At 45.0% G+C, this 25,089-nt stretch carries 25 protein-coding genes; 18 read left to right on the forward strand and 7 right to left on the reverse strand.

The window, feature by feature from the left end:
* The first annotated feature begins 79 nt into the window (after nucleotides 1-79).
* Both glnD and R8N28_RS13120 read left to right on the forward strand, forming a co-directional pair.
* Nucleotides 80-2,704, forward strand: coding sequence for a bifunctional uridylyltransferase/uridylyl-removing protein GlnD (glnD, locus tag R8N28_RS13115; RefSeq protein ID WP_005391794.1), 2,625 nt, complete (start codon nucleotides 80-82; stop codon nucleotides 2,702-2,704).
* A gap of 148 nt (nucleotides 2,705-2,852) precedes the next feature.
* Nucleotides 2,853-3,236 (forward strand): DUF3461 family protein, encoded by a 384-nt coding sequence (locus tag R8N28_RS13120; protein ID WP_005380322.1) that lies wholly within the window; start codon nucleotides 2,853-2,855, stop codon nucleotides 3,234-3,236.
* A 67-nt stretch (nucleotides 3,237-3,303) separates the two neighbouring features.
* Here R8N28_RS13120 and truC read toward each other — a convergent pair whose 3' ends face one another.
* The gene (gene truC, locus R8N28_RS13125) at nucleotides 3,304-4,086 is read right to left on the reverse strand and encodes a tRNA pseudouridine(65) synthase TruC (protein ID WP_005391793.1); all 783 of its coding nucleotides are present in this window, start codon (nucleotides 4,084-4,086) and stop codon (nucleotides 3,304-3,306) included.
* A gap of 4 nt (nucleotides 4,087-4,090) precedes the next feature.
* Entirely contained in the window at nucleotides 4,091-4,405 is a 315-nt protein-coding gene (locus tag R8N28_RS13130; protein ID WP_005391784.1) for a YqcC family protein, read from the reverse strand.
* A gap of 76 nt (nucleotides 4,406-4,481) precedes the next feature.
* Here R8N28_RS13130 and R8N28_RS13135 point away from each other — a divergent pair, with 76 nt between their 5' ends.
* Nucleotides 4,482-5,519, forward strand: a complete 1,038-nt coding sequence (locus R8N28_RS13135) for a DUF3549 family protein (RefSeq protein WP_005391782.1) — start codon at nucleotides 4,482-4,484, stop codon at nucleotides 5,517-5,519.
* Between the two features lie 13 nt (nucleotides 5,520-5,532).
* Nucleotides 5,533-5,832: a DUF3301 domain-containing protein gene (locus R8N28_RS13140; protein WP_005380315.1), complete on the forward strand. Its 300-nt coding sequence runs from the start codon at nucleotides 5,533-5,535 to the stop codon at nucleotides 5,830-5,832.
* On the opposite strand, the gene R8N28_RS13145 is transcribed toward R8N28_RS13140, so the two are convergent.
* Entirely contained in the window at nucleotides 5,792-6,277 is a 486-nt protein-coding gene (locus R8N28_RS13145) for a GNAT family N-acetyltransferase (protein WP_005385338.1), read from the reverse strand. The genes R8N28_RS13140 and R8N28_RS13145 overlap by 41 nt on opposite strands.
* 931 nt (nucleotides 6,278-7,208) lie before the next feature.
* Between R8N28_RS13145 and R8N28_RS13150 the strand changes: the two genes are divergently transcribed.
* The 8 genes from R8N28_RS13150 (at nucleotide 7,209) to R8N28_RS13185 (ending at nucleotide 14,373) form a co-directional block, all read left to right on the forward strand.
* Nucleotides 7,209-7,502, forward strand: coding sequence for a hypothetical protein (locus R8N28_RS13150; RefSeq protein ID WP_065274760.1), 294 nt, complete (start codon nucleotides 7,209-7,211; stop codon nucleotides 7,500-7,502).
* Entirely contained in the window at nucleotides 7,499-7,948 is a 450-nt protein-coding gene (locus tag R8N28_RS13155; RefSeq protein WP_005380310.1) for a YaiI/YqxD family protein, read from the forward strand. The genes R8N28_RS13150 and R8N28_RS13155 overlap by 4 nt, the downstream gene beginning before the upstream one ends.
* Nucleotides 7,949-8,142: 194 nt before the next feature.
* On the forward strand, nucleotides 8,143-9,132 hold the full coding sequence (locus R8N28_RS13160; protein ID WP_237288974.1) for a ketoacyl-ACP synthase III: 990 nt from the start codon (nucleotides 8,143-8,145) through the stop codon (nucleotides 9,130-9,132).
* Nucleotides 9,129-10,115 (forward strand): NAD-dependent epimerase/dehydratase family protein, encoded by a 987-nt coding sequence (locus R8N28_RS13165; RefSeq protein WP_065274761.1) that lies wholly within the window; start codon nucleotides 9,129-9,131, stop codon nucleotides 10,113-10,115. Before R8N28_RS13160 ends, R8N28_RS13165 begins: the two co-directional genes overlap by 4 nt.
* Nucleotides 10,084-10,947 carry an MBL fold metallo-hydrolase gene (locus R8N28_RS13170; protein ID WP_065274762.1) on the forward strand — a complete coding sequence of 288 codons (864 nt, stop codon included), beginning with the start codon at nucleotides 10,084-10,086 and terminating at the stop codon, nucleotides 10,945-10,947. The genes R8N28_RS13165 and R8N28_RS13170 overlap by 32 nt, the downstream gene beginning before the upstream one ends.
* The gene (locus R8N28_RS13175; protein WP_262635260.1) at nucleotides 10,935-12,203 is read left to right on the forward strand and encodes a F390 synthetase-related protein; all 1,269 of its coding nucleotides are present in this window, start codon (nucleotides 10,935-10,937) and stop codon (nucleotides 12,201-12,203) included. Before R8N28_RS13170 ends, R8N28_RS13175 begins: the two co-directional genes overlap by 13 nt.
* The gene (locus R8N28_RS13180) at nucleotides 12,191-13,303 is read left to right on the forward strand and encodes an ATP-grasp domain-containing protein (RefSeq protein ID WP_065274763.1); all 1,113 of its coding nucleotides are present in this window, start codon (nucleotides 12,191-12,193) and stop codon (nucleotides 13,301-13,303) included. Before R8N28_RS13175 ends, R8N28_RS13180 begins: the two co-directional genes overlap by 13 nt.
* Nucleotides 13,300-14,373 carry a hypothetical protein gene (locus R8N28_RS13185; RefSeq protein ID WP_065274764.1) on the forward strand — a complete coding sequence of 358 codons (1,074 nt, stop codon included), beginning with the start codon at nucleotides 13,300-13,302 and terminating at the stop codon, nucleotides 14,371-14,373. Before R8N28_RS13180 ends, R8N28_RS13185 begins: the two co-directional genes overlap by 4 nt.
* 106 nt (nucleotides 14,374-14,479) lie before the next feature.
* Here R8N28_RS13185 and R8N28_RS13190 read toward each other — a convergent pair whose 3' ends face one another.
* The 3 genes from R8N28_RS13190 to R8N28_RS13200 all read right to left on the reverse strand — a co-directional run bounded on the left by R8N28_RS13190 (nucleotide 14,480) and on the right by R8N28_RS13200 (nucleotide 16,685).
* Entirely contained in the window at nucleotides 14,480-16,066 is a 1,587-nt protein-coding gene (locus R8N28_RS13190) for an AbgT family transporter (protein ID WP_005380301.1), read from the reverse strand.
* Between the two features lie 229 nt (nucleotides 16,067-16,295).
* Nucleotides 16,296-16,421: a type B 50S ribosomal protein L36 gene (gene ykgO, locus R8N28_RS13195; RefSeq protein WP_005380299.1), complete on the reverse strand. Its 126-nt coding sequence runs from the start codon at nucleotides 16,419-16,421 to the stop codon at nucleotides 16,296-16,298.
* A gap of 3 nt (nucleotides 16,422-16,424) precedes the next feature.
* Entirely contained in the window at nucleotides 16,425-16,685 is a 261-nt protein-coding gene (locus R8N28_RS13200; RefSeq protein WP_065274765.1) for a type B 50S ribosomal protein L31, read from the reverse strand.
* Nucleotides 16,686-16,808: 123 nt separating this feature from the next.
* On the opposite strand from R8N28_RS13200, the gene tsaA reads away from it, so the two are divergent.
* From tsaA to R8N28_RS13225, 5 genes are all read left to right on the forward strand, one after another.
* On the forward strand, nucleotides 16,809-17,504 hold the full coding sequence (gene tsaA / locus R8N28_RS13205; protein ID WP_005380294.1) for a tRNA (N6-threonylcarbamoyladenosine(37)-N6)-methyltransferase TrmO: 696 nt from the start codon (nucleotides 16,809-16,811) through the stop codon (nucleotides 17,502-17,504).
* A gap of 111 nt (nucleotides 17,505-17,615) precedes the next feature.
* Nucleotides 17,616-19,331, forward strand: a complete 1,716-nt coding sequence (locus tag R8N28_RS13210; protein WP_065274766.1) for a proline--tRNA ligase — start codon at nucleotides 17,616-17,618, stop codon at nucleotides 19,329-19,331.
* Nucleotides 19,332-19,507: 176 nt separating this feature from the next.
* Nucleotides 19,508-20,176, forward strand: a complete 669-nt coding sequence (locus R8N28_RS13215; RefSeq protein WP_065274767.1) for a tellurite resistance TerB family protein — start codon at nucleotides 19,508-19,510, stop codon at nucleotides 20,174-20,176.
* A 111-nt stretch (nucleotides 20,177-20,287) separates the two neighbouring features.
* Nucleotides 20,288-20,494: a YaeP family protein gene (locus R8N28_RS13220; protein WP_005391765.1), complete on the forward strand. Its 207-nt coding sequence runs from the start codon at nucleotides 20,288-20,290 to the stop codon at nucleotides 20,492-20,494.
* Nucleotides 20,494-20,685 carry a DUF4250 domain-containing protein gene (locus R8N28_RS13225; protein WP_005380289.1) on the forward strand — a complete coding sequence of 64 codons (192 nt, stop codon included), beginning with the start codon at nucleotides 20,494-20,496 and terminating at the stop codon, nucleotides 20,683-20,685. The genes R8N28_RS13220 and R8N28_RS13225 overlap by 1 nt, the downstream gene beginning before the upstream one ends.
* A 104-nt stretch (nucleotides 20,686-20,789) precedes the next feature.
* Here the strand turns inward: R8N28_RS13225 and R8N28_RS13230 are convergent, their stop codons facing one another.
* Nucleotides 20,790-22,154, reverse strand: a complete 1,365-nt coding sequence (locus R8N28_RS13230) for a sodium-dependent transporter (RefSeq protein ID WP_033905531.1) — start codon at nucleotides 22,152-22,154, stop codon at nucleotides 20,790-20,792.
* Nucleotides 22,155-22,532: 378 nt separating this feature from the next.
* Here R8N28_RS13230 and R8N28_RS13235 point away from each other — a divergent pair, with 378 nt between their 5' ends.
* Nucleotides 22,533-25,079, forward strand: coding sequence for an Ig-like domain-containing protein (locus tag R8N28_RS13235; protein ID WP_065274768.1), 2,547 nt, complete (start codon nucleotides 22,533-22,535; stop codon nucleotides 25,077-25,079).
* The last annotated feature ends 10 nt before the right edge of the window (nucleotides 25,080-25,089 follow it).

Raw genomic sequence — 25,089 nt, forward strand, 5'->3', positions numbered from 1 at the left:
CCCTGCTTCGGCGGGGATATTTTTTATCTGCCGCAAATTTGTTAGATTGTTATTAGATTAGCTTGCACGGATGGCAAATATGACACTTCAGTCCCCTCTTACCTTTTCCGATGAACAAATCAATATCGGTGAACTCAAACAAGAATTAGAGAAGTTTAGCTCTAATCAAAACCAAGAGTTTCTCAATCATCATCCGGTAACAAGCTTGGTTTTAGCCAGAGCTGAATATATGGATCTGCTTCTCAATCGTTTGTGGCAACATTTTGGCTTCAAGGATATTTACAACATTTCTCTGGTTGCCGTTGGTGGCTACGGACGCGGCGAGCTGCATCCGCTCTCCGATATCGATATTTTGATTCTGTCGAACAATAAACTGCCAACCGCGTTAGAAGCAAAAATCAGCGAGTTCATTACGCTGTTGTGGGATTTAAAACTCGAGGTCGGACACGCTGTTCGCACCGTTACTGAATGTGCTGAAATTGGTAAAGCCGATCTAACGGTCGCGACAAACCTGCAAGAAGCGCGACTGCTGTGTGGAAGCGAGGACACCTTTCAGGCACTGAAGAAAGTCGTGTTATCAGACTCCTTCTGGCCAAGTGAGACGTTTTACCGCGCTAAAATTCAAGAGCAGCGCGAACGCCATGCACGTTACCACGACACGACCTACAACTTAGAACCGGACATTAAATCAACCCCTGGCGGGCTGCGCGATATTCATACATTGAGCTGGGTCGCTCGACGTCACTTTGGTGCTACTTCATTGTTGGAAATGAGCCGATACGGATTTTTAACTGACGCAGAATACCGAGAATTGGTTGAATGTCAGGACTTCCTTTGGCGAGTACGTTTCGCTCTGCACATGGAGCTTCGCCGCTATGACAACCGCTTGACCTTTGCTCATCAAGCACAAGTTGCGGAAAATCTAGGCTACGTCGGAGAAGGCAACCGAGGCGTAGAAATGATGATGAAAGAGTTCTACCGCACGCTTCGTCGTGTGGCAGAGCTCAATAAAATGCTACTCAAACTCTTTGACCAAGCGATCATTAATGGTGGGGCGACAGAAAGTGCCGAGATTCTCGATACGGACTTTCAACGTCGCGGTTCTTTAATTGAAGCGCGGAAACCCGCATTGTTCCAAGCTCGCCCAGAAACTATTCTGGATATGTTCTTACATATTGCTAACGACTCAACTATTGAAGGGGTGAGCCCACCAACGCTGCGTCAACTGCGCACCGCTCGGCGTCGGCTCAACAAGTTTTTGCACACCATTCCTGCTGCGCGTGAAAAGTTCATGGCGTTATGTCGTCACCCTAATGCTCTTCACAAAGCATTCAGCCTCATGCACCGATTAGGGGTTATGGCGGCCTATTTACCGCAATGGAGTCAGATTGTTGGTCAAATGCAGTTTGACTTATTCCATGCCTACACCGTTGATGAACACAGTATTCGCTTACTTAAACACATCAACACTTTTAGTGACCCAGAAAATCATGCGAAGCACCCTATTTGCTGTGACGTCTACCCTCGGATGCAAAAGAAAGAGCTGCTGATTATTGCCGCTATTTTCCACGATATCGGGAAAGGTCGTGGCGGCGATCACTCGATTATCGGTGAAGGAGAAGCGTACGACTTCTGCATTGAGCATGGTTTATCGAAGCCCGAAGCGAAACTTGTCGCTTGGTTGGTAAGACATCATCTATTAATGTCTGTCACCGCACAGCGCCGAGATATTTATGATCCTGATGTCATTACCGAGTTTGCCAAAAAAGTCAGAGACGAAGAATCTCTCGATTATCTTGTATGCCTGACAGTTGCAGATATTTGTGCAACCAACCCAGAACTTTGGAATGCTTGGAAACGAACTTTACTTGCGGAGCTGTATTACTCCACACAACGTGCTTTACGTAGAGGCCTAGAGAACCCTGTCGATGTGCGTGAGCGAATTCGCCACAATCAACAAATGGCCTCCGCAATGCTGCGCAAAGAGGGGTTTGCCTCGCGCGAAATTGAAGTATTGTGGCAACGCTTCAAAGCTGACTACTTCCTTCGTCATACCCATACGCAAATCGCGTGGCACTGCGAACACTTACTTCGCATGGAAGATCCGACTAAGCCTTTGGTGTTGATCAGTAAAAAAGCCACTCGTGGCGGCACTGAGGTGTTTGTATATACGAAAGACCAGCCTGCTTTATTTGCGACAGTCGTGGCGGAGTTAGATAGGCGTAATTTTAATGTACACGACGCGCAAATCATGACCAGCAAAGATGGGCACGTGATTGATACCTTTATGGTACTCGATCAACATGGCGAAGCGATCGATGAGTCTCGTCACGCCGCGGTGATTAAACACCTCACTCATGTACTGGAGGCAGGCCGACCAACCAAAATTAAAACGCGCCGTACTCCGAACAAACTTCAGCACTTTAACGTGAAAACCAAAGTCGACTTCTTACCAACCAAAGGTAAAAAACACACTTTAATGGAGTTTGTCGCGCTAGACACACCAGGGCTGTTGGCCAAAGTAGGCCGTACGTTTGCTGATTTAAATATCAACCTTCATGGTGCAAAAATCACCACCATTGGTGAGCGAGCAGAAGACTTGTTTATTTTAACCAGTGATGCAGGGGGAAGATTAAGTGAAGAACAACAGGATGAGCTAAGAGAGAGATTGATCGAAAAGTTATCTGATGAGGTCGCAGCTTAGATCAAACCTGCCAATCTTTTCGGTTCAGGGCGAGAGCGATCTTGCCCACAAGTTAAGCATTTTGGCTAAATATCAGCTATCTAGCTCATACATAGGCTGCTACAGTTATATCAATATCAATATCAATTCGATGTAATAGAGGTAGCCTATGTATCCCCACCTCACTGGTTTGGGTATTCACGACCCTAAGCAGATTGAACGTTATTCCCTACGCCAAGAAGCACACAAAGACGTACTCAAGATCTATTTCCACAAGCAAAAAGGCGAACTGTTCGCTAAAAGCGTTAAATTCAAATACCCGCGCCAAATCAAAAATGTTCTTGTGGACAGTGGCAGTCACAAATATAAAGAAGTAACGGAAATCAACCGTAACCTCACATTAGTCATTGATGAACTGAATAAAATCACTAAGCCAACGAAACAACCTGAGGTTGATGTAAAAGAGAAAATTCTTTCAGACCTTCGTCATTTAGAAAAAGTCGTTTCGAGCAAGATCGCAGAGATCGAAGCGGATCTTGAAAAACTAAAGTAAAACGTTAAGTCTTAAATATTAAAAAGGGTTAGCATTGATGCTAACCCTTTTTATTTGTACTCAATCATTATCTAGATCTAACTGCGCCGATTATCGGTTCATCCCACTCAAATCGAGTAAACAATTGCTGCCAAGTTTCATCAAGATTGGCCGTCATGACAATCTCTTGATCGGTAAATGGATGGACAAACCGTAACTCTGAAGCATGCAGTAGCAAACGATGAGAATCAAACTCTGTGCGATACAGCTTGTTGTGCTTTCCATCCCCGTGCGTTGTATCACCCACGATCGGATGGCGTAGATGTGCCATATGACGACGAAGTTGGTGCTTACGCCCCGTTTTAGGTTTCATCTCAACTAAGCAATAACGCGTTGTAGGAAATTTACCCGTCGAATAGGGAACCTCCACTTTAGCCAACGGCTTATATTCCGTCACCGCTTCTTGCGCTTCTTTTTCTTGTGAAGCGAACTTATCAGCAATCTTGTCTAACTCCACTTTGAGTGCGTAATCCAAGACGCCCTCTTCCTCAATCCAACCGCGTACTATCGCGTGGTATGTCTTTTCCATTTTATGTTCAGCAAACATCGGCATGACTTGTGATGCGACTTCACTCGACAAAGCAAACACGAGCACACCAGATGTTGGACGATCCAGACGATGCAATGGGAACACATGCTGACCAATTTGGTCGCGCAAAGTTTGCATGACAAATTGAGTTTCGTGTTTATCTAACCAACTGCGATGCACTAACATGCCGGCAGGCTTGTTGACCGCTACAAAATATTCATCCTGATAAACGATCTCCAGCTCAACTGGTTCTGAAGATCGCGCTATTTTTTGTTCTAGCATTAGTTTACTTACACAGTTCGTCAATGGTTCGGATTGTAACAAGCAGCTCTGCGAACTGCGGTTCCTGCTTCCACGCTTCTGAAAAATAGGGCTCGAGAGAAAACCCTCTTGGCAATGGTTGGTTGTTTTCCACTAGCACGTGCATTCTGTCTATAAAGATCCACTGCAACCACTCATGAGGATGCAATGTATCAATCGCAAATGGCTCCACGCTTTGTAAGGCTTGCTCTGAAGGCCTAGTGTGTTGCCACAACTTATGTTCTTTAAGCTGCGTTTCAAGTTGGTGAAGTAAGTCGACCAATTGAGTATTTGTTACCATTAATTCTATCTCGAACCTTGAATTAGCCGAGAATGATACCATTTCTTGTGAAAAGAACGTTAGGACGTCGTATTTAATGGAAAACATTCAAACCCTCACTCAACTGTTGAACAACAGCCGCTGTGATTATCAAATCTTCGATCTTGGTCGTCGTATAAAAACCATCGCTAAGAAAGAGTTTGCCGATGTAGAAAAAGGTCAAGCACCGTACCCATTCCCAATGCAGCGTAAAGCACACCTTGCCATCGCTTATTGGAATGAACAAAAGCAACCTTGGATTTGGTTTCTAAAGTTTGAATTGGACGAGCGCGGTTTGTTAAAGCAAGCGGATATCGGCAATTTCATTAAATACGTAGTGGAAGCCATGGGAACACGCCTCAATGGTGATATCTCTGAAGAGCAACAGCAAAAGCTGTCTAATAACCCATATACGTTCAAACCTTCCGAAGACAAAATGGCCGTGTTTCATAGCCAGGTCCGCGCGAACCTCGATCTTCCTACCAGCCAATATTATGAGCACACTCAGCATTACTTTTCAGGTGGTTTAGGCTGGGATAATTGGCAAACCGTAGGTCTGCAAGGGATCACCGACATGGCCGCTCGTTTGGACAAAGAGCAAAACGGGGTAATGATACGCAAAGCGTTGAACCACCTACCAAATGAGCCACTTTATGCCCTATTAGGTGCGCTTGAGCATGTAGAGCTTCAAGAGCGTTTAGCAGAACGTATTGCGGAAAAGGCACAGCAAGAAATCGCAAGTAGCGAACCTGATCTCTTCCTACTTTCAGCACTTATCCGAGCCCTTGCTGGTGCACCAACAGAAGTCGCCTCTCCAGTATTAGATGCGATATTGCATAGCCCTCGTTTAAGCCATCAGGAGGTTTTGATTGGTGTGGCGGGTCGCGCTTGGCACTTACTCGCCAATGAAAAGGTAGCAGAACAGTTTTTGCTGCGTTTAGCTCAAACCGGTAATCAAGCCCTATTTAATCAGTTATTTGCCGATTTAGTGATGCTGCCAGAGTTAAGAATGGTGTTATTGCCTTTGCTGCATTCAAACCCATCAGAGGAACTAGCAAATGCGCTAGTAAGCTTACAACAAGCAACAAAAAGCTAAGAAAGGTTCAGGAATGATTGGTGATCTTTTAGCAATTTTAGGGCTCTGCTTTTTCTGTTACCTGTTTTGGCAACAGCGTCGCCAAGCCGAACTCGCAAAAGCGGCCATCACGCGTAAATGTGAGCAATTGGATCTCCAATTAATCAGCATCGCCTTTGGTGCCCATAAACTAAAAACGCCAGACGGAGTCTGGCGTTGGCATACGGTGTATCAATTTGAGTTTTCATCTCTTGGTGACGATTGCTACCAAGGAGAGTTAACCATGGTCGGTTTCAGGCCGCAGAACTTTCACCTACCACCGCATCGCTTGTAAATTCCATTTCAAAGTAAGGACCATATATATCCTTACTTTCTTTTGTTTTAACAAATCCCAGCTTTTTCAGTACCGCCATAGAAGCTTGATGATTGCTATTCACGTTAGCTTTCACCTTATTCAAGCCCAACTCACGGCACGCTTTGGGGAAAAATGCTTTTAGTGCTTCTGTTGCTAACCCTTTACCCCAATATGATTTATCAAAAATAAACCCTAATTCAGGTTCGGAATCGAGATTAGCAATAAACACGTGCCCCATATAGTCACGACTGGTGCTCTCTAGCACTGCCATACTATAAATGTTCTCATCATCCAGTATTTTCTCAAACATCTGTTTGGCAGACGCAACTGTATACGGACCATTCAATTCAGCACGGTTTTTCGCACAGCAATTCAGCATGACGAATTCTAGTTGCAACGACTCATTGTAGGGTAGAAGAAGCATTCTTCTGGTTACTATGGCCACATCTGTTCCTTGATTACAACAAACTTAATCTATCCGCAGATCACAAACTCGATGAGCTGAACATGCTCAATGATTGCGGGCATAACACCTTGTAGAGAAGCCGAAAGTTAAACCAACTGGTTGGAAAGGATATTGATCTGAGTTGTTTTTTATTAAGTGTTATTAGGAATTTATATATTTTGTGATATTGATATCCCCAAGCAACATCGAGATGCTTAATTCAATGAGAACACTGGATATCGTTTTTATATAAGAAAGACCCCGACACATAAGTATCGGGGTCATGGTCTTACTCGCAGCAGTCCGGCTACTAAAAGTGCTCCATGCATCATCCATAATAGTGGCTGATTCCGTCAGCTTATTCCTTACGTCGCCGTCCTAGCGGTGTCCTTATCATCCTGACTGCTAACATTCCTCGTTAGCACACGTCACTTGTTCCTTGAGCGGTGTCCCTTGCATCTTCCTGATGCTGTCCATAACCTCAATCCTAGAGGGTCCATTGTCTATCCTTAGTCATCAACATCCTATTGATGATCGTATCCTTACAATGTCCTACGCTCCATGCTTGATTAATCATCCTGACCAACCAAATCGTCTTCCTGACGATAACCAAATCCTTGGTGCTTTCCTGTTCCATGTCTGCTTCCTGCTGACAACTCTCAATTTACGCCTTTTCCAAAAATAGACAATCTATCCAAGATAAATATTTGGCTCTCACATTGGTTAACAAGTTGTTAAATCATTATTTATCATAAACTTAAGCTCTTTATCTTCTCTTTTCCCGCTTACGAAATCGTTTTCTCTCACAACCTATGTAAGAGATCTCTCACACTACACTCTCCAAAATGCCATTCGCCAAATTAGCGCACTCAACGTATGATGATAGATATATCGTTGTTAAGGATTAAAAATGTTAACTCAAGACGTTACTAAAGAATTAGAAGCGGTAATGGAACAACTGCAACAACAAGGAAAAGAGCCAACCGTAGCGTTAGTGAAAGCACGATTGAAAACGCCAGTTCCAATGCCAGCGTTAATCACCGCAATAAAAAGTTGGAAGAGTGCTCAACGCGTACCCAAGGTTGAAATCGCAGCACAACACCACACCGATTATGATCGTCTTGAAGCCCTAGAACACACCGTAAAAATGCTAGCCATTCGTATTGAAGAGTTAGAAGCGAAACTCAGTGAGAAATCATCATGAAGTTATGGGTAGATGCAGACGCGTGTCCGAAAGTTATTCGCGAAACCATTGTGCGTGCCGCCGAGCGTACGGGGATTGAATGTACGTTTGTCGCTAACCACGTTGTCCCTGTGCCGAAAAGAGACAACATCCACTCGCTACAAGTCCCTGCGGGATTTGACATCGCAGACAACGAAATCGTCAAGCGTGTAGAAGCCAACGATTTGGTGATCACGTCAGATATTCCGCTTGCAGATGAGGTTATCTCTAAAGGCGCTCAAGCCCTCAGTTCTCGTGGCGAGCTCTATACAAAAGACACCATCAAAGCTCGCCTAAATATCCGCGACTTTATGGAAACCATGCGTTCAAGCGGAATTCAGACAGGTGGGCCCGCCGCGCTTTCTCAAACCGATCGACGCGAATTTGCAAACCATTTGGATCGTATTTTGGCGAAATTTAAGAAGTAACCCTCACTCTATTCATATTGAGCCAGCAAATAAAAGCCTGGCTCATTCCTGAAAATTCATTCTCAGCATTGCACCCAAAGCGTGCTCTTACTCCCATTTGTTTTGTTCTGTTTATTTTTCATCTCGCTCACCATAGCTTCAATATGCAACGTGGTTTATTTTGAACGACGTTTTTAATAAGTGTATAGAGAATAATGGGCTTTAACATCGTTTCCAGTGGAAGCTACCTGCCAACGAATCAATGGTCTGATCGAGAGATGGATCACTTCCTAAAATTAGCGCCAGGGACCTGCCGAAATAAATTCGACGTTGAATATCGTCATGTAGCCAATACAAAAGAGACCGCTATTTACATGGCGGTGCAGGCAATAGAGCAGTGTTTAGGAAACACACATACCTTAAGCTCCGTTGATCTCCTTATCTACGCTAGCGGCACACACCACCAGTCTCTACCCTACGACGCCTCAGCGGTTCTCGCCGCGTTAGACGCTCCAACATGGCTAGAAAGCTTTGATTTGAACAGCACCTGTTTATCCTTTCTCTCTGCGCTTGATCTTGCTCAGAGTCTATTCTTAGCAAAACGGTACCGTCGGATTCTTATTGTCACCAGCGAACTCGCCACTGGCATCACACTGAATCGAAATTTTACGCTCAAACCAGAAGTTGCAACCTTATTCGCGGACGGTGCCGCCGCATTTTTGCTCGAAGAACACGACGATGATGGATTGCTCACCAGTCACTTTGAAACGCATCATACCGGGTATTCATTTTGTCAAATTAAGGGCGGAGGTAGTCATATCAATCCGCATACCTCCGAGCATCAAGCCTATTTAAAAAGTTGCCAGTTTGAGATGGAGGGCAAAGCACTCTTTAAACATGTGCGTAAAGCCTTACCAGCGTTTCTAAAAAAAGGGTTTGACGCCTCTCCGGTAACATTCAGCGATATTGATTATTTTCTTCCTCATCAAGCCAGCGCGCATGGATTAAAAAAACTGCCTTCACTCACCGGGCTACCAACAGAGAAAACCGTTAATCACTTTTCGACTTTGGGAAACCAAGTCGCCGCCTCACTCCCAATTAACTTACACTGGCTGCGTAATCAGCCAGAAGCCGCAGGAAAACATGTGTTATTAGCTGGCACCGCCGCAGGGTTGTCACTAGGGATGGGAGTGCTAAAACTATGAAGATATTGGTCACTGGTGGCAGCGGGATGTTGGGTAGCGCAATTCTGAGAATGTTTCACCAGCAGCATGAACTGCATTTTACAGCACGAAATACAGTCATCGCTAAACAACTCGCCGAGCAATTCGATGTTATCCCACATATAGTCGATTTAAGAGACCACTCAGCAGTTCATGCGGTATGCCAAGGTATGGATGCAATCATCCATTGTGCCGCTCTCTCAAGCCCATGGGGAAAGTGGCAGGCGTTTTATCAAGCCAATGTAGATGCCACCAAAAACCTCGTCAATGCGGCTAATACCCATCAAATCTCGCGTTTTATCCATATTTCCTCCACCAGCGTCTACTTTGACCATCAAGACCGTTGGAATATTCGAGAAACCGACGCCATAGCTTCATACTGGTGTAATGATTATGCACACACAAAATACCTATCGGAAATTGAAGCCGTAAAAGGCCAAAGCAAAGCGATCATTTTAAGACCGCGTGGCATTTTTGGACCCAATGATCGCGCGATTATCCCAAGAGTGCTTAAGGCGATAAAAAACAACACTCTGCTTCTGCCATCGGGTAGAAATCCTGTGGTTGATCTGACCTATGTCGACAACGTTGCCCATGCAGCGATGCTCGCTTGCACTCAGGCAGACCAACTTCAGCATGGTGATGTGTTCAACATTTCCAACAACGAACCAATGCCAATTGAGACTGTTCTGCAAGCTTTATGTGAGGGGTTAAACCTAAAAGTAACGTTACAATCATTACCATACGGTGTGGTATCACCATTATTAAAGCTCAGTGAGCAAATACGAAGGCACTTACCACATCAGCCAGAACCAAGGCTCACCTCATACAGCGCAGGATTGTTTAACTATCATCAAACTCTGGATATCAGCAAGGCTAAACAAACACTGAATTACCAACCGCTTTTTTCAATTCAAGAAGGAATACAGCAGTATGCAAACTGGTCTAAAAATAAAAATCTTTGAGGCTGGACACTGCGTACACCCAGGCTTTGTTGTCAAACCAGGCTCTGGTATCAAGCCTAGAGCATTTCCGGCAGCCGTTGCGTTAATTCAGCACCCAACGCAAGGCAACATCCTGTTCGACACGGGATATCACGAGCATTTTTTTAGCGCGACTCGTCCCTTCCCTGAACGTTTTTATGCTTGGACAACACCTTGTCGCTATAAAAAAGAACACGGAATTGTTGCGCAGTTAGCAAAAGAAAGTCTCAAACCTCATGATATTGAACACTTAGTGCTCTCCCACTTCCATGCTGATCACATTGCTGCCGTGTCTGAGTTTTCCCACTCTCAATTGCATTGCCAACAAAAAGGGGTAGATGCAATTACTAAAAGTGGTCGAATTGGAGGCGTAAGAAAAGGATACCTAAAAGCTCTACTTCCTCCACAGCTTGAACCTAACTTCTTCATTCATAGTAATTTTTCCGTACCAATCAGCCAAATTCTTCCTCAGTGCCAAGGTGTTAATTTGCTCTGTAAAGACATGTTCGACGACGGATTCATTTATATGGTTAGCTTGCCAGGCCATGCAGCTGGCCAAGTGGGCTTGCTGGTTAAAAGAGACCAAGGTTGGCTATTCTTACTCGCCGATGCATGCTGGTTAATCGAGAGCTTGAGTGAAAATATTGATCAGCATTGGCTGGCGAACATGCTTTGCGATGACACAAATGCCTATAAAAACACCCTCTCCGAATTGAGAAGTTGCTACCAACAAACCCACCACTTTGTTCGCTTCGTGCCTTCACATTGTCAGGAAACTATCCAGCAGCTAATCAAAGAAGGATGGATGAAGTGAGAACGCTTATCTCAGAATTCTGGCGAACCCGCTACCGCCCCTTCGGCTCAAGGGAACAAGTCGAAACATGGCAGCAACGACATTTAACGCAACACCTAGATTGGGTATGCTGTCATTCACCGTATTACCGCTCACTTCAAGGTGCAGCACTTAGTGATTTCCCTATCATGAATAAGCAAACCATGATGGAGAGCCTCTCGGAGTTGAATACGAAAGGCCTAGATGCTGAACAGCTAATGCAACAAGCACTCGAAGCAGAACAGTCACGCAACTTCGCCGCTTCGAAAGTTGGCGATGTTACTGTTGGGCTTTCTTCGGGCACATCAGGCATGCGCGGGTTATTTCTTGCTGACAAACAGGAAACGCAACTGTGGGCTGGCAATATATTGGCTCGCCTGTTGCCCAACCTATGGCAAAAGCACCGAATTGCACTAGCCTTGCGGGCCAACAGCCCACTGTATAAATCCATCGCGAAAGGGCCAGTCACATTCTTTTATGCCGATTTGACCAAACCTTACCAAGAATGGATAAAAGAGCTGGATGAGTTCCAACCCACACTTTTGGTTGGTAGTGCGCAAGCTCTTCAGCTCTGCGCCCAGTTCAGCGGTCAATTTAGTCAACCCGAAATTCAACCACAGCGGATCATTTCTGGTGCAGAAGTCCTAACTGAGAGTGACCGTCACTTTATTTCTCAACGGTTCGACAGCGAACTCCATGAAGTCTATCAATGTACCGAAGGTTTTCTTGCATGTACTGATCAGCATGGACAAATGCGCTGGAATCAAGATGTTGTTTACATCGAAAAACATTGGCTGAATACCGAACGTACTCATTACAGCCCAATTATCACCGATTTTCGTCGTAAAACTCAGCCAATTATTCGTTATCAGCTCGACGATATTATTGAGAATAAACAGGATAATGGCGTATTTGAACCTCTTGGCGCGATTGCCGGACGATGTGGTGATCGCCTCACGCTAAACGCAAACCACGTCCCAGTGACGGTGTTACCAGATCTCATCTACCGCGCTATAACGCTATTTGCCAAAGGTCGCGTGGATTACCGAATCACCCAAACAGGGTCACAAGCCATTCAAATTGAAGCGGATTTTCACCACCATCGGGTTATACATCAAGCCTTGATAAAGTTGTTTGACCAATTGCGGCTTGATCCTGTCAGATTTAGTTACCGCCCTGCGCCTATTTGGACGCCAATGAATAAACAACGACGTGTGGTGAACATATGCGGGTCTTAATCACCGGAGCCCGAGCACCAGTTGCACTAGAGTGGGCAACCATGTGTATGCATCATGGACATGACGTAATTCTCACCGATTCGCTAAAAAAACCTCTAGGATCGTTTTTGCGAGGCATCAAGTCTTATATCCCCACCGCTTCGCCTCGATTTGCGTTTCCCAACTATCAACAGCAGATCCTAAAAATCATTACTCAGATGCGTATTGATATGGTGATACCCACTTGTGAAGAAGTGTATTACTTGGCTCATGTTGCCAAACAATGCCCAGAAGTAGATTTTTTTCTGCCCAATGTAGGACTACTCAATGCCCTGCACAACAAGTTGACCGTCTTTGAACAGCTTCAAGATTTGCCAGAAATTACACTTCCCAAAACTCGTTTGGTCGCTGATAAAAGTGAGATTGAAATTAATAAGAGAACCGTTCTAAAGCCCGTTTACTCTCGGTTTGGCGGGCAAGTCATAAGAGATGTGACGACTCAGTCTATTTCTGCCGCCACGATATCGCCCCTTTTCCCTTGGGTTCAGCAACAAAAAATCCATGGGACTCCGGTGTGTAACTATGCCATTTTTGAACATGGTGACCTTAAAGCACACCAAGCTTATGTGCCGAAATACTGTGTAAACGGCTCGGCCGCCAGTGCTTTTCAGCCGATCTCGTGCGAACGACTAGATACATTTATCGCAGCTTTTGGTAAACGTCATACTTATCATGGGCAAGTGTCGTTTGACTTCATCAAATCACAAGATGAACTCTACGTGATTGAATGTAACCCAAGAGCCACCAGTGGTTTGCACCTACTCTCGTCTCGATGCAACCAACTGCTTCCTAATATGGAGTTTACCAGTCCTTCCGAGCAGCGATTGCATCATTTAGGTCCAATAACACTCATCGCTGAAGGCGGGTTATCCCTGTTCAAGGCTCGAACTTGGCTAGATTGGTGGTCTGGAGTGAATGTGATGCAACAGCATAACTTACCGGTCGGGAGCCAAATCCGGAGTATGTTTGAATTACTCCGGTTAGCTAGGCAGAACAAGACGAAGTGGAGCGACGCTTCTACCGTTGATATTGAGTGGAATGGAGAGGCATTGAACTCGTGACACTTTCCTCTCAAGAATGGCATCAAACCTTTATCACTCTCATGCAGTCAAATCCTATTGATGAATGCACAGCAAGCTTTGGTTGCTACTATATCGATGACGTTGCCATTCCTTACTCCGTAACACCAAAAATACCAAACAACTGTTATGCAGTCTCCCCTATGACACTGCTTAGTGGCTACGCCGAAGAAGAGCTTCACAAAGTCAAAAATGTGGCTGTTCGATGGGTATGTAAGTTACTTATTAATATGACTAAACCAATCTTATCATTGGCTGGATTGGATCAAGTCCAAACGCTCAACAATCAGTGCTTGTCCACCAATATGTATAGCGAACAATGGGCAGCCTTAAATCTCGATGAACTGCGTCGCGTCGCACTCGATAAATATCCCACCTTTCCCTTGGTACTTCGCTCCATTAACCAACGTCAACAATCACGCTTTATTCAGCCATTAGAGCAGCAGCAATGGCAAAGCTTGGTAACACGACAAGTGTATCTACTTGATGATTGGCAAGCGTTCAGCTTCAACCGAGATTTAACGAAAGACTTCAAACTGCTTAATGATAAAGATTGGCAGTTTAGGCCACTGACCACTGATGAAGAGTTTCAGCGTGCCAAAGAGTTATATGACATGCTTTACCTTGATAAATACAGCCTCAATAACATCCAGTTTTCAAGCCAATATTTAAAACAGGCGAGCCAGAACAAATTAGTACATTTAGTGGGACTGTTTTATCAAGAAGAGATGCTGGCTACGTTAGGCATTGTAGAAATTGATAATGATATGACTTGCCCAATTTTTGGCTACGATACCAATAAGCCACAACGCCTCGCATTGTATCGTCGAATATCGGCCTATACCATCCGCCATGCAATGATATACCAGCGTCGCTTTAATATGAGCTCAGGCGCTCCGGCTTTTAAACGCAACAGAAAAGCCCGGCCAGAAATTGAATTTAGCTATGTTTATATTGCGCACTTACCTTGGTACAAACGCATAATTTGGAAAAGCTTGTGCTGGCTCACTCAGCACTTTTATCGCCCTTTGTTGATACGTTTTCAGCTATAAACCGACATCTATAATCAGGTAAGCCTGCGTACACAGTCTCAATCGATAAAAAAGCCTGCGACGTTCGCAGGCTTTTTATAATGGAGCTGTGTGAGGTAACCGTTTTCTACGGTGTGTAGTATGTTGCTGCGCCAGGGCCTACTGGTAAACCAAATACGAATACCCATAGGTAGAACAGCACACTCCAACCTACAATGAAGCAGATTGAGTAAGGTAGCATGGTCGCGATCAGCGTACCGATACCTAAGTTCTTCATGTAACGAGTCGCTACGGCAAGAATCAAACCAAAGTAGCTCATCATTGGAGTAATGATGTTCGTCGTCGAGTCACCAATTCGGTAAGCAGCCTGAATCGTTTCCGGTGCATAACCAACAAGCATCAACATAGGAACAAAAATCGGAGCCGTTACTGCCCACTGTGCCGATGCCGAACCAATCATTAGGTTGATAAAGCCACACATCAGGATGAAGGCAAAGAACAACATTGGACCAGTTAAGCCAATTTCTTGCAGGAAGCTAGCGCCAGCAACCGCGAATACCTGACCGAAGTTAGTCCATTTAAAGAAAGCAACGAACTGAGCCGCAAAGAAAACTAATACAATGTACATGCCCATAGAAGACATAGATTTCGCCATTGCATCAATTACATCGCGATCCGTCTTCATCGTGCCAACAACTTTACCAAATACAAAGCCTGGAATAGCAAAGAACACAAAGATGAATGCCACGATACTTTTCAGGAATGGTGAACCTGCAATTGTACCTGCATCAGAACGTAGAATGCCGTCTTCTGGAACAACCGTCCAAGCAAGCAGCGCTGAAACAACCAGTACAGCAACACCTGCTAGTTTTAGGCCTTTCTTCTCAATGTCTGTTAAGCCACCCATTTTGTCGTTCGACAAATCTTCTGAGGCTTCTTCTTCACTGTATTTGCCAAGCTTTGGCTCAACAATTTTTTCAGTAACAAACGCACCTGTGATTGCAATGAAGAATGTCGACACAAACATGAAGTACCAGTTAACTTCTGGACCAACAGTGTAAGTTGGGTCAATCATTTGCGCCGCCGTTTCAGTAATGCCTGACAACAGCGGGTCAACCGTACCAATAAGTAGGTTTGCTGAGTAACCACCAGATACACCAGCGAACGCCGCAGCAAGACCGGCAAGTGGATGACGACCTAAAGAATGGAACAGCATTGCAGCCAGTGGAATAAGTACCACATAGCCAAGCTCTGATGCCGTATTTGAAATGATACCCGCGAAAACGACCGTCACTGTTACCATGCGTTGAGATGCACCCATGACTAAGCCACGCATTGCTGCAGATAGCAAGCCTGAGTATTCAGCAATAGCAACACCCAACATCGCAACCAATACCGTACCCAAAGGTGCAAAGCCGACAAAGTTTTTCACTAGATTGGTAACGATTAGTTCAAGGCCATCAGCGTTAAGCAAGCTAACGACATGAATCATGCCATCCGCGGCACGACCTTTTGCACCCTCAGGACGAGGATCAACTACGGAAACTTCGAAGTATCCTGCAATACCCGACATCACCAGAATGGCTAAACAGAAAATGGCAAATAGTGTGATCGGGTGGGGTAATAAGTTCCCCAAATATTCGACAGTATCCAAAAAGCGCGTAAACAGCGGCTTCTTAGGCGAGTTTTGTTTAATTGAATCAGATGAACTCATCTGTTCCCTCCTTGTTTTTATTCCTATGCAAATGTGACAAAAATGTCAAAAAGCGTGCGAAGGGTACTTGAGTAGAAGGTCAAATAAAAGCCCTAAATGTTACAAACTGTGACGAATAGAGGCATTTATAACCAACATTAAATAAAAATGTAGATATTTCATCCATGTAAGATAATTAACTCAACATTATCAATTAAACAAAACCATAAGTTAGATATATGCAGGCTGATTACTTTTGCACAGCTTTGAATCTCGGGTTCGTTTTACAAATGACATAAAGACGCCCTCTCCGTTTTACAATCTGACAATCCGGATGACGACTTTTTGCACTTTTTAATGATTTTACTACCTTCATGATTTATTCCTTTTCGCTCTTAAATTGACCAAAACGACGGTTGAAGTTCGCAATGCGACCTTCGGTTTGTACAACGCGCTGTTTACCGGTGTAGTACGGGTGAGAAGCTGACGACATATCTAACGTAAAGTAAGGGTAAGTTTTGCCATCTTTCCATTCGATGGTTCTCTCCGTTTTCAACGTAGAACCAACGACAAAGTACTTATCTACACTGGTGTCGTGGAACACCACAGGACGATATTCAGGGTGGATTCCTGGTTTCATAATACTTTTCCTTTTAATTAAATTGTTATGTTATAACATTTTAATTAATAATCATTATCAACAAGAAAAGCAAGAGAAATTTGTGATACTTTTCATCTCAATGAATTCTTAAAGATGTCCACCATGTATTCCATCGAACCCATCGGCGTCATTGAGACACCGTACAAAGAAAAGTTTGCAGTTCCGCGCCAACCACGCTTAGTACCAGAGGCTAAAGCACGCGTAAAACTGTTAGGTGCAGCAAATAGCCCTGAAGCAGTGCGTGGGCTAGAACAGTTCTCTCACGTTTGGTTGTTGTTTCTATTTGATCAGAATCTGGAAGCTGGTTGGAAACCAACTGTACGTCCGCCACGATTAGGCGGCAATGAACGAATTGGTGTCTTTGCCTCGCGCTCGACTTTCCGTCCAAACGGAATCGGAATGTCAGCCGTTGAAGTGAAAGGAGTCACTAAGCAAGGCGATCAAATCTATCTTGATTTAGGCAGTGTAGATCTCGTGGATGGGACACCGATTGTGGATATTAAGCCTTATATTCCCTATTCGGATTCTATTTCGGAAGCACAAGGCGGATACGCAGACCAAGAGCCAGAAAAGTCACAAGTCACCTTTTCTGCTCAAGCATTAGCAACGATAGAAAATCGATCCGATACTGACTATGTAAGATCAGTCATTGAACAAGTTCTGGCACAAGATCCTCGCCCTGCATATAAGAAAAACAAGCCGGACGACAAAGAATATGCGGTAAATTTGTTCGACTTGAACGTAAAGTTCACAGCAACAAGCAACTTAATAACGGTTACCGCTATTGAAAGCTTTTGACAAACGCAATTGGCTGATATTATAGACGGCTAACAAATTTCCCTTTCGGGAACTCCCATACTCCTGCTTATTCAAGCTTGAGTATCTAACTTAAATAAACGGATAAATTTAATGCGTACCAGTAATTATCTTCTTTCTACTCTGAAGGAGACTCCAAACGACGCAGAAGTAGTGAGCCACCAGCTCATGCTACGTGCAGGTATGATCCGTAAGCTGGCTTCAGGTTTATACACCTGGCTACCTACTGGTCTACGTGTACTGCGTAAAGTCGAAAACATCGTTCGTCAAGAAATCGACAATGCAGGCGCAGTCGAAACTTTGATGCCCGTTGTTCAGCCGTTTGAACTATGGGAAGAGACAGGCCGCAGCGAAAAGATGGGCCCTGAGCTACTTCGCTTTACTGACCGTCATGTTCGTCCGTTTGTACTTAGCCCAACCGCTGAAGAAGTGATCACTAGCCTTGTTCGCAATGAAGTGAGCTCTTACAAACAGCTTCCGCTAAATCTGTACCAAATCCAAACTAAATTTCGTGACGAACGACGCCCACGTTTTGGCGTAATGCGTTCACGTGAATTCTCAATGATGGATGCGTACAGCTTTGACATTGATAAAGACGGACTACAAAAGTCATACGACGCAATGCACGATGCTTACTGTAAAGCATTCGATCGCATGGGTCTGGATTACCGTCCTGTACTTGCAGATAGCGGTGCTATCGGTGGTAGCGGCTCTCAAGAGTTCCACGTACTGGCTGAAAGCGGCGAGGATATCATCGCATTTTCTAGCGAGTCAGATTACGCGGCAAACATTGAAAAAGCAGAAGCACTAGCTCCAGCCTCTGAGGCTGCGGCACCAACACAAGAAATGACGTTGGTTGATACGCCAAACGCGAAAACAATCGCTGAATTGGTTGAGCAGTTCGAACTACCAATTGAAAAAACAGTGAAAACACTGTTTGTGAAAGCATCTGACGAAGTTGATGCGCCAATCATCGCGCTTATTATTCGTGGTGATCATGAACTGAACGAAGTGAAAGCAGAAAACCTTCCTCAGGTTGCAGCTCCACTGGAAATGGCATCTGAAGAAGAAATTCGTGCGCTTATCGGTGCAAGCCCAGGTTCACTTGGCCCTGTTGGCCTTAAACTGCCGTTCATTGTTGACCGCAGCGTTGCGGTAATGAGCGACTTCGGTGCGGGCGCGAACATCGATGGCAAACACTACTTCGGTATTAACTGGGGTCGTGATGTAGAGCTTGGCCAAGTTGAAGACCTACGTAACGTTGTGGAAGGTGACCCAAGCCCATGTGGCAAGGGCATTATCCAGCTTAAGCGTGGTATCGAAGTTGGCCATATCTTCCAACTAGGTAACGCTTACTCCGCAGCGATGAACTGTGGTGTACTGGGTCCTGATGGTAAGAACGTCATCCTAGAAATGGGTTGTTACGGTATCGGTATCACTCGCGTAGTAGCGGCTGCTATTGAGCAAAACCATGACAAATACGGCATCATCTGGCCAGATGCAATCGCACCATTCCAGGTTGCGATCGTTCCAATGAACATGCACAAGTCAGAAGAAGTAAAAGAAGCCGCTGAGAAGTTGTACGCTGAGCTAACGGCAATGGGCATCGAAGTACTATTTGATGATCGTAAAGAACGCCCAGGTGTAATGTTCTCTGATATGGAGCTTATTGGTGTACCGCATACCATTATTATCGGTGACCGCTCGATGAAAGAAGGCAACTTCGAATACAAGAACCGTGCTACTGGTGAGAAAACGCCAGTCGCAATGACTGATATTATCGAGCACGTAAAAGCTCAACTAAAGTAAGCGCTCGACGAGTTCGCATTTGAAGTAATTTCAAATAATTAGAAAGGGTTGGCTTCGGTCAGCCCTTTTTTATTACTGGGCAACCTTACTACTCCCCTTTAGATCTATTCACTTTGTTAATCTTTGGTTCAGCTTCTTGCTATTAAACTGATTTCATCATCTAAAGGAGGTCAGTTATGGATTTAAAAAGTCTTCTAAACCAAGCACTCAAATCAGACTTACTCAAGCAAGGGGCTGATGCGTTAGGTAAACAAACTAACAACATCAAACCCTCATCAAACTCAAGTAGCCTGAAAACGCTAGGAGCAGGTGCCGTTGGCGGAGGCCTTATCGGTATGCTGATGGGCTCGAAGAAAAGTAAAAAAATGACCAAGAAAATAGGCTCGGGCGCATTAAAAGTCGGTGGCGCTGCTGCGCTTGGAGCATTAGCCTACAAAGTTTATAACGACTGGCAAGCCAAACAGTCCGGTCAAGGTGTTCAAGAAACCTTTGACCCCGATGACAGTAAACACAGTGTCTTAATTTTAAAAGCAATGATTGGAGCTGCAAAAGCTGATGGTCACGTTGATGAAGAGGAAATGGCGCGCATTGAACAAGCTCTCGCGGATATGGGCGCAGATGAGCACGTTCGTCACCTCGTTCAGCAAGAGTTAAACAAACCGCTTGATCCTGCTGAAATTGCTAATCAGGCGACCTCTCCTCAACAAGCGTCAGAAATTTACCTGGCGTCTTTGATCGTCGCTGATGAACAAAACTTTATGGAAAAAGCGTATCTGCAAGAACTAGCAAAACAACTTCAACTTTCACCAGAAGTCACTCAGCAGTTAGAAGCACAAATGCAGTGATTAAATCTCGCTCAAGCAAACCTTCAACTTGAGCCAAAACAACTCTGTACTTTGAGTTTCAAATCCGCTGTGTGTATATTGAGATAAGTTATCATTTAGTGGAAACAAAACATGCAAGTATACGGCTGTTGTGAACTGGTTCGTGAGCTTTATGCTCAGATTGGTAGTGGCGATCAAGCTTATATTCCCCAAGCAATTTCATGTGCAGTTAAAGCACTGAACGATGTTGCAGCGGATGAGTCCCTGCCTAAAGAAGTGCGTGAAAAAGCGGCATTTGCTGCGGCAAACCTACTGATTTCAGATTTTGAGGATAAGTAATGAATCTAGCGAACTTTGAATCTATGGACCCTGTCATGCTGATGAGCATTGTGAATATGAAGCTACGCGATGACTTCGGTGGTGACTTAGATAAACTGGTGGCTTTCTTCGATATCGAGCGCACAGCACTGGAGACAAAACTGGCTTCTGCTGGTTTTGACTTTCTTCCAGAAGCAGGACAATTCCGTTAATCAACACCATTCTTGGCGGATAACCGAAACGAGAATAACCAATATGAAAAAGGGCTTGATGAGTTACCATCAAGCCCTTTTCTTTTATTCGATAGGCGTCTCGGTTAGCCAAATGAAGCCCAGATGACTGTCGCCACAAGAATTGGACATACAAACTTCACATACGCAGGCCATAACTTACCAAACCAACCTTGCGTAAACTCCGGGCAACCTTGCTCAAGCTCTTTGATTTTTGAGTTGCGATTCCATACCCAACCACCAAATAAGCAGAATAAGAGCGCAGCGGTTGGTTGTAGATATTGAGTAGCAACCGTCGCGACCATACCAAATAGAGCACCAAAATTATAAACAATCACCACACTGAACAAAGCAATGAGACCACCTAAAACCCAGCTCGTTGCGCTGCGCTTAGTATTGAAGCGCTCACTCACTAAAGCCACTGGACACTCTAACATTGAAATGGAAGACGTTAGCGCCGCAATCGTCAGCAATAAGAAGAACACAATAGAGAATAATTGACCAAGCAAACCTAAACTATCAAACATTAGTGGCAATACCGTAAACACTAACGTATCTGAGCTTAAGAGAGAGCCATCTTCTGCATAGATTTGAACGCCCTTTTGCATTGCTACAAACATCGCTGGCATCACCACTAACCCTGCAATGAAAGCAACGGCAGTATCTACCATGGTCACGTTCATCGCCATCTTTGGTAGGTTTTCTTTCTTACTCAAGTAAGATCCGTAAATCAACATTGAGCAGCCACCGATCGTAAGCGAGAAGAAGCCCTGTCCCATTGCAGCAAGAATCAACTTGCGGTCCCATACCTTTTCAAAATCCGGCACTAGGTAATGTTTCAGACCTTCCATCGCACCGTTTTGCGTCATGATGTAAGCAAACAGTAGAGCAAACAGAACAAACAATGCTGGCATCAAACGTGTGGACCACTTCTCAATACCTTGTTTTACGCCACCTTGTACGATGAGAATCGTCAGTACATAAAAAGTAATGGTTCCGAACAAGTTACGTTCAACACTAAAGCCCTTTAGCCATTGAGTTGCAGCTTCTAACCCCATTAGATCTGTGATTGCACCCAGTAAAAAGCAGATCAACCAACCACCAACAATTGAATAAAACGCTAAGACAGCGCTTGGTACGCTTAAACCAATCCAACCCACAATGCCGCCGAGCTTTTTACCGGTAGGGTTATCTGTGATTGCACGCATACTGTCTACAGGGTTGGCTTGACCATGGCGACCAATCGCCATTTCAACCACCAGCATCGGAAATGCGACGATAAGAATCATCACCAAATAAACTAATAGGAAAGCACCGCCACCATTACTGGCTGCTTGAGTTGGGAAGCCCCAAATATTGCCAAGGCCAACTGCGGCACCTGCGGCAGCTAAGATGAACCCGAGACGAGAGCCAAAATGCTCGCGAGGCTGAGAAGAGGTTTGCTGTGTCATACTACTCACACAAAAATATCATTGAACTAGCTAACTAGTACACTATAGCAATATTCACTATTCAACAAGAGCACCTCGGTTAAATCCTCGACAGTTGAAACAACTTGCAGTCATTCAGCTTGTAAATTTTAACGTACATCTCATATTCATCGCTCAAAAGCCTCGCGACTGTTGTTCGTTTTACGTGGCTGAATTTTACCAATCCTTCTGCCGTGAAGTGAGCCGAAAAATAATGAGCTCTGGTGTAAGGGACGAACTGTTCCTCGTGATACTGTGTCGAAAAGCAGAATATTGTGCTTCGCTTTTTCCCCCTAATGTCTATTTATCAGCTAGTTATTACTCTGTTCTCATTTATACCCATGATTCAAGGAGAGGAAAATGAAGGTCACCCTACTTTACGGAGCGATGGTTGTAGCACTCAGCGCCAGCTACCAAGCTCAAGCCTATAACTGTCAAAGTCTACCCGACTGGGACAGCACTGCGACTTATACATCGGGCGCTTTAGTAAAAACGCAAGGAGCCGCTTATGAGGCTGCATATTGGACGCAAGGCAATGACCCCGTGACCAACTCAGGATCTTGGGAAGCATGGAAAGCGTTAGGGCAATGCGATGGTGGAAGCAACAACTTATCACCAACGGTGTCGTTCTCCTCTCCAATAAACAACGCACAAATTCCCGAAGGCAGTGCGATCACTTTGTTAGCCAACGCAGCTGACGAAGATGGCCAAATCACACAAATTGAGTTTGTTGCAGGCAACCAAACCGTTGCTGTGGTAACTCAAGCACCATTCGAAGCTTCTTGGACAGCTATTGAAGGGATCTCGCAATTGACCGCAATTGCGACAGATAATGAGGGAGCCGTTAGCACCACGACGATTTCTATCCAAATTCAACCACAAGTCGAATTACCACCACCAAGCATTTCATTGACCAGCCCAGTAGGCACAGAAGTGCTTAATGTAGGCGATAACCTAACCGTAGCCGCTCAAGCTGACGATATTGATGGTGTGGTCACACAAGTTGAGTTCTTCGTAAACAATCAATCTGTCGCCATTGATACTAGTGCACCTTACGAGTATCAATGGACCGCGAGTCCAGGTACATACTCGTTCAAAGCACAAGCGACTGATGATACAAACCTCGCAACGATGAGCCAAGAAGTAGCGCTGGTTATTAGTAATGCAGAAACCGGAACAGGCGGATGTGCAGATGCAGTACCTTATGTGGCAGGCACAAGTTATCAAGCTGGCGACCTGGTTTCTCACTTCAACCAAAAATATCGTTGTGATGTTGCTGGTTGGTGCTCCTCGGATGCGACATGGGCTTACGAGCCTGGTGAAGGGCTATACTGGCAAGATGCTTGGAGTGGCCTAGGTGCTTGTTCGACACCACCGCAAGTTACCATTACGGCACCAACGGATGGACAAGTCGTGCTCGCTGGCAGCAATAACGAAATCACGGCAAACGCAAGCGATGCTGATGGCACAGTCACGCAAGTTGAGTTTTTTGCGAACAACACCAGCTTAGGGGTCACCACTCAAGCGCCATATTCCGTTACTTGGAACGCCACACTTATTGGCGCTAACCAGCTTAAAGCCGTCGCAACCGATAATGATAACAACACGTCAGAGTCCCTGGTTGGTGTGGAAGTCAGCGATAAAGATTTGGTCGTCTCTCTGACTTCACCAAGCAGCGGTCAGACCGCCGGATTAGGCAAAAGCCTCGCATTAAGCGCCGATGTAACGTCTTTAACTTCAGGCATTAAACACGTTGATTTCATGATCAACGGCTCTATTGTTGCAACCGATACCACGGCACCTTACACAGCCAACTGGACACCAACTGCACTTGGTAACTTTACTGTTAGCGCCCAAGCTGTGGATTTGTCAGGAAGCAATGCATTGTCTGACGCCGCAGCAATAACGGTGGTTGAGCAAGTAGATAAACGCCATAAACTCATCGGTTACTGGCACAATTTTGTAAATGGAGCGGGCTGTCCAATTCGTCTAGCGGATATGGCAGATGCTTGGGATGTGATTGATATTGCCTTTGCTGAAAATGATCGCAACAGTGATGGCACCGTGCACTTTAATCTATATTCAGGCGATATTTACAGCGATTGTCCAGCACTCGATCCAACACAATTCAAGCAGGACATGGCAGCGCTTCAAGCTAAAGGTAAGAAGTTTGTTCTCTCTCTTGGCGGCGCAGAAGGCACGATTACGCTGAATACCGACCAAGATGAAGCCAACTTTGTCTCTAGCCTAACAGGTCTTATCGCTGAGTGGGGCTTTGATGGTCTAGATGTGGATTTAGAGAGTGGTTCTAACTTAGTTCATGGCTCGCAAATTCAAGCTCGCCTTGGTCGTGCTTTGCTTCAAATAGAGCAAAACATGGGTGGCGATATGTACCTAACCATGGCGCCTGAGCACCCTTATGTTCAAGGTGGTTATGTGGCTTACAGCGGTATTTGGGGGGCGTACATCCCTGTGATTAACGAGACACGCAGCACGCTCGACTTGCTTCACGTCCAGTTATATAACAACGGTGGTTTACCAAACCCATACTTGCCAAGCAGTGCACCAGAAGGCTCTGTGGATATGATGGTAGCGCAATCTAAAATGCTTATCGAAGGTTTTGAGTTGGCCGACGGCACTCAATTTGCACCATTGCGCGATGATCAAGTCGCAATCGGTTTACCTTCAGGTCCTAGCTCGGCAAATTCAGGGCAGGCTCCAACACAGAATATTATCAACGCACTAGATTGTTTAACCAAAGGCACTTCATGTGGCACCGTTAAACCAGCGTACCATTACCCGAATTATGCAGGAGTAATGACATGGTCTATCAACTGGGATCAGCATGATGGCTTTAACTTCTCAAAACCTGTCGGCGATAAGCTCACCGAGATGAATGCGCAATAAGCTATCAAAG

Source organism: Vibrio sp. Vb1554, from assembly GCF_033344235.1.